Origin of the sequence: Candidatus Nitrotoga sp. BS (assembly GCF_927797785.1) — a bacterium.
Lineage (GTDB): Bacteria > Pseudomonadota > Gammaproteobacteria > Burkholderiales > Gallionellaceae > Nitrotoga.
Genome location: NZ_CAKMLL010000003.1, coordinates 1 through 5487 on the forward strand (window position 1 = coordinate 1; position 5487 = coordinate 5487).

4 protein-coding genes and 3 pseudogenes are annotated in these 5487 nt (G+C 44.2%); 5 read left to right on the forward strand and 2 right to left on the reverse strand.

Going from position 1 to position 5487, the window contains the following annotated elements; all coding sequences use genetic code 11:
- The first annotated feature begins 371 nt into the window (after positions 1–371).
- The 5 genes and pseudogenes from MJ769_RS00235 to MJ769_RS00255 form a co-directional block, all read left to right on the forward strand.
- Positions 372–815 carry a Spy/CpxP family protein refolding chaperone gene (locus MJ769_RS00235; RefSeq protein WP_239233844.1) on the forward strand — a complete coding sequence of 148 codons (444 nt, stop codon included), beginning with the start codon at positions 372–374 and terminating at the stop codon, positions 813–815.
- Positions 816–881: 66 nt separating this feature from the next.
- A complete protein-coding gene (locus tag MJ769_RS00240) occupies positions 882–1112 on the forward strand; it encodes a hypothetical protein (protein WP_239233845.1) in 231 nt (76 codons plus the stop codon).
- 114 nt (positions 1113–1226) lie between these two features.
- Positions 1227–1472, forward strand: coding sequence for a hypothetical protein (locus MJ769_RS00245; RefSeq protein WP_239233846.1), 246 nt, complete (start codon positions 1227–1229; stop codon positions 1470–1472).
- A 61-nt stretch (positions 1473–1533) separates the two neighbouring features.
- Positions 1534–1815: pseudogene (locus tag MJ769_RS00250) on the forward strand (transposase); the annotation flags it as partial.
- Positions 1816–1928: 113 nt separating this feature from the next.
- Positions 1929–2906, forward strand: a pseudogene (locus MJ769_RS00255) (IS481 family transposase); the annotation flags it as partial.
- A gap of 103 nt (positions 2907–3009) precedes the next feature.
- Here MJ769_RS00255 and MJ769_RS00260 read toward each other — a convergent pair.
- Positions 3010–3171, reverse strand: a pseudogene (locus MJ769_RS00260) (IS1182-like element ISCARN109 family transposase); the annotation flags it as partial.
- 165 nt (positions 3172–3336) lie between these two features.
- Positions 3337–4164 (reverse strand): AraC family transcriptional regulator, encoded by an 828-nt coding sequence (locus tag MJ769_RS00265; protein WP_256445666.1) that lies wholly within the window; start codon positions 4162–4164, stop codon positions 3337–3339.
- Positions 4165–5487 lie beyond the last annotated feature (1323 nt).

Sequence of the window (5487 nt, forward strand, 5' to 3'; positions counted from 1 at the left end):
CATGCCCCCGCCACCCCCTGGTGGGACTCCACCGCCACCGCCTCCTGGTGAATAAACATTAACGCCGTCTAAGACGGCGTTTTTCTTGGTCTGATTAATCACTGGAGCACCTGGTTATATCGCAATTCTTAACCGCGTAGCTTAGAGAATCTGCAACGCAGATGCGAGTATCCAGCTTGGGTTAACAAGTGCGCTGCATTTTATACGAAGTTGGTATACATCTAGTTTTATCGCACAGTTGCAATAGCTATACAGAAATAAACTGTTACATTTTATTCGTTGTTACAAACACTTTAGTTACAGTTGCCCCCTAAGATACCTTACACGCAGCATCACTGCGTTAACCGAAAAACTTATTTAGGAAATTAACCATGAACATTAGTAAAAAAACTCTTAGCGCCATTCTTTGCGTAAGCCTCTCAGGCTTGCTTAGCAATAGTGTGTTAGCCAATGAAAAAATGGTTTCAAAAGATAAATGCAGGCATGCTTGGAGTAAAAAAGGTGACTACGCTGCACATTTTGATAACCGAATGGCAACATTGCATACCGCCCTTCAGCTAACCTCTGCTCAGGAAGCGTCATGGACAGAATTTTTGAACAAAATAAAGCCTGTCAAATTGGATCAGCCTGTTTCTCAAGACTGGAAAAATATGAGTACCCCTGATCGTCTCGACCTAAGGCTAAGCTATATGAAATCTCATGAAACAAAAATGACTGAGCATGCAGTGGCCATACGTGCGTTTTATGGCACATTAACTCAAGACCAAAAGACAATATTCGACAAGCAGTTTCAAATGCATCATCGTGCTTCATAAGTCGTAGGAAGTTTCACTTAAACGCAGGTGCGGAATTTTAACTTCAAATATTTCAGGAGATCACAGATGCTTAACCTGATTGAGCAACCCATAAATTCGTGTCACCTGCAAGCCTTAAGCTTAGCTATCCTTGATGTTGAAATGAAACAGTCGCGGCGACTGAAATTCCAAATATTTGCATTCAAAATGAGTATCTATCTGGGTAACGTTCAGGAGGAGATTGAACACCACATGTTTAATCACTTTTGCGAACGGTTTTTGCCAGTCACGTTTCGTACCTGGCTGAAGAAACTTTAATACTGACTGTTACGGAGAAATATGAGAATACTCACGCGTGCTGCAATGCTTTAAATTTTCATATCTGGTTGCACATCAAAAGACACCATTGCTCGGCACCATGAATATGAGCAAATGTTGGCGCAACGTCAAGCAGAATACAACGCCATTAAACATGTAAAGGATCGTCAGCGTATCTCACGTGGCAATGACACGATAACATGCTTAAATAAAGTAATTTGTGACAAGGCTTTCAGTCTTGCAAAGGATTATATTCAACAAATAGGGAACATGAAAATCCAATTCTCGGATAATAAAATGGTCTCAACTTATAGCAATACTTTCAGTAACCCACTTGATGTATCAATGAGTGCGATATAGTGGACCCTAAATTTCAGACAATAAATTAAGATGTAAGCCTGCCGTAAAAGAGGAGCAGGAGATGAGTGAAAGCAAGCGCAAGAATTTTACCAGCGTGTTCAAGGCCAAGGTGGCACTGGAAGCGATCCGTGGCTTAAAGACATCGAACGAAATTGGACAGGCGTTTGGCGTACATCCGACACAAGTTGGTTTGTGGAAGAAGGAATTGCAGGAGCAGGCATCAAGTCTGTTTGATACCATGCGTGGCCCCAAACCTGTCGACCCGTCCGCCAGCCCGGAGCGCCTGTATTCCGAGATTGGACGGCTGAAGATGGAACTGGACTGGCTCAAAAAAAGTCTGGGATATGCCTAGTTGTCGCGTCCCGTGTGATCATATACCCACCAGGAGCTGGGCACTATTCCGAGCAAGGGATCTGATGCGTAGCGTAATTGAGTCTTTAAAGTGGAGCAGTCCAGATGAGTGAAGTGCATGCCCAGGCCCGAACCACGCCGCGTACGCGAGCCGAGATCAAAAAGTCGTCAGCGTCCTTGGTTGAGCTGGCAGATATCTACAACATCAGCCTGGCGACGGCCCGCAAGTGGAAGGGGCGCGACGACCCTCAAGATCTGTCGCACCGACCGCACAAGCTGAACACAACGCTGACGCCTGGGCAAGAGGCGATCGCGGTGGAGTTGCGCTGCCTGACTCTACTGCCGCTCGATGACTTGGTTGCTGTGGTGCGAGGGTTCATCAACCCGAACGTCTCACGCTCAGGACTGGATAGATGCCTGCGCCGCCACGGGGTGGGCAATCTGCGCGCCCTTCAAGCCAAGGCACGTGCAGATGCCGGAGAAGTGCAGTCGCCCATCAAGACCTTCAAGGACTATGAGCCTGGCTTCCTGCACATGGATATCAAGTACCTGCCGCAGATGCCAAACGAGAGCGAGCGGCGCTACCTGTTCGTGGCCATCGACCGCGCAACTCGCTGGGTGTTCATGCGCATCTACGCAGATCAAAGCGAGAACAGCAGCGTGGATTTTCTGAACCGCTTGGAGCACGCAGCACCGATGAAGATCGTCAATCTTCTCACGGACAACGGCAGTCAATTCACGGACCGATTCACCAGCAAAAAACGGGAACCTACGGGACGCCACAGCTTCGATGTGCGGTGCAAAGAACTGAATATCGAGCACCGTCTGTGCCCACCGCGCCACCCACAAACCAACGGCATGGTGGAGCGCTTCAATGGCAGAATCAGCGAGCTGGTGAGTCAGACGAGATTCGCTTCTGCTGCCGAGTTGGAGGCGACGCTCGAAAGCTACTTGAAGACCTACAACCATCAGATTCCGCAACGCGCACTCAAGCATCTCTCGCCGGTTCAGGCTCTGAAAGATTGGCACAAGAAAAAACCTGAATTATTCAAGAAGCGCGTTTATAACCAGCCGGGACTTGACACCATCTTAAACTCGATACATTATTGTCTTGACAGAGGGGGCCACAATACACCGCCTTGGCTAATGCCGCACGGTCATGAGGTGGACGGCCATTCCCGCACTAGGCTGAATCTATAAATTCATCAATCCTGAGCCATTCGAACGTGTGGACTACTTGCTTCAGTTTCGACGTCAGCGCGCCCACTTCGCTCTTCAATTCCGGCAGTAATTCATGCTGCAATACATGCCAGCGTTGCATAATATCGGATCGTTGCGTAGTATTCATATCGGGCGTTGATCAAGTCTTTAGAACCTTAATCTTGCCAGTAACGGCCGCCCTTTCCCACCGCTTTTTAGCCTATAAATTCACATCAAACTCAGGGTTTTGCAAGAGGCTCGTAAGTTAAATGCGGAGTCCGACAAGTAATATCTCTTATGGGCCACCCACGTGTTATTTATATTTCTTATGAGGAAATTCATAAAGCTTGAAAGGTTCTGTTGTTTGCTCAGTATTCCAATCCTTGAGGTAAGCAGTAGGGGGCTTGCTCATTGCTTGAGTAAACATAGATGTGAAATTGCCCGCACTACTATAACCGAGCATAAAAGCCGTATCAGTAATACTTGTCCCTTTAAGTAGCATTTCTATGGAGCGTATCAGGCATAGTTGCTGTCTCCAAGTTGAAAATGACATTCCCATTTCGAGTTCAAATAGTCTGGACAGGGTTCTTGGACTAGCACCAGCGAATTGGCTCCAATGATTTAAAGTGTAATCTATTCGTACATTTTCATGCATGGCGGATGTTATTTTCTTAAGTCTTGAATCGCGGCCTTCGGGTATAAAAAACGGGATTTCCCTTTCCAGGGAGATTTTTTCAACAAGCAATTGCATGAGCCTTGCTTCATGGCTTTCAAGCCTATAGTCCCATCCAATTTTGACTGCAGTAAGAATTAGCTCTTTAAGCAATGGAGAAAGTTTTATGACGCAACATTTTTTGGGAAGTTCAGTAAGCAGATCAGCGCGAATAGAAATTGTTCGAAACTCTGAGGATTGTGTGAAAGTTACCAAGTGATTGGCCTCACCGGGGACCCAGCATGCCTGGCCAGGTGGAGTAATCCAAGATCCTTCGTCGGTTATAACGCGCATGTTGCCTGAAATGATACAAAGCAATTGGCCCCGCTCATGAGTGTGAGTTTCAATGGTCCAACCTTTGGGCGGATTTACATTCTTTGTTACTACGGGAAGATCAGATTCGTCAGGGTCAGGTGTTTTCCCGCACACGCCTGGAGCAAGATGGTGAGGGGAGCTAATGATGACCTCCTAAAAGCCTGTTCATTTTAAAATTCCTTACTTAGTCATGAAACTGATTAGTATTTCGAAATAAAATATTTATTAGTCAAGCTTCTATAAGTTATGAATCTAGCACCTAATGCTGCGCCTGAACCGTGGCTAGTAAGTGACCTGAACTAGCTCAGGATTCAATTTAAGTTGTATGATTTAATTGTCGAGATTTCGCATACTCAAAACTACTGGTAGTTTTTTAGAAAGGCACTGTTTACGTCGTGTGCAAGTATGTGAGTTAATTTTTTATTTATCATAACTCTCGATAATTTGGCTTCAAATCTTGAAGCCATCAGCGTTACCGGACTAAATTTAATTTACTTAATTTAATGCAAATGAAGTTTATTTGCTTCTATTTTCTTCGGATGTGAATTTTGAATGTGATCCATACTCATCACACCTTTAATGATCCTGATCTCAAAGTCTTCGCAGCTCTCTCTTACCCAGTTTTTATTTGCTCAACTACCCTCCTTCTCAACTCGGTCAATATACTTTGTTTTAAATACAAATGATACTCAGTTTTATAAACCGCATGACCTTCTTAACTTGATTTCATGCCGCACATTTTTTGTGCAGCAAATTGGCGTAGTTCGATCTGGCAGGTCTAACAGCGGTGGTTTAAACCGAACGACCCCCGTGAAAATATTGTGCTATATAAAAATTGCAGCGCGCTTTTTTTAGCCTATATATATAAAGGCTGATAAGTCAACACAAATGCATCTACATGTTGTAAAAATGACTAATGATGCAATTCTCAATAGATAGTGCAGTGATTGGCAAATTTGAAATTTGTGGCGCGAAGACTTCAGCATTCTTATCCCTTCAACAATTCCAACCTTTCTGCTAGTGATAATTTATTTGTGAGAATTTTTTGATAAATTATTGTGTAAGAGGTAACGAGAAGCATGCCCTGCATGAGTTATGAAATGGGCACAATATTTATTTTCTTATATGTCAGGAGCCATACATACAAACCCAAATAGCACGCTCATACTGTTCCAGCGTTGTGATTCATCGATGACGTACTGAGTTAAATTTGAGGGGATGGAAATTTATAACTTACGCGATGTTTTTTAACTTGGAAGCGTAACCTCAGAGCTAACCTTGACTAAATCAGCAGAACTAAAACCAGCAAGCTTACTGCATCGGTAACAGGCATTTATTCTTTGTTGATGGGTGCAACTAATTTATCAATCAAAGTTAAGGGCTAATTTAATTTAAATTAACATAGGGGTGACTAAATGATGGAAATTAAGAATAACA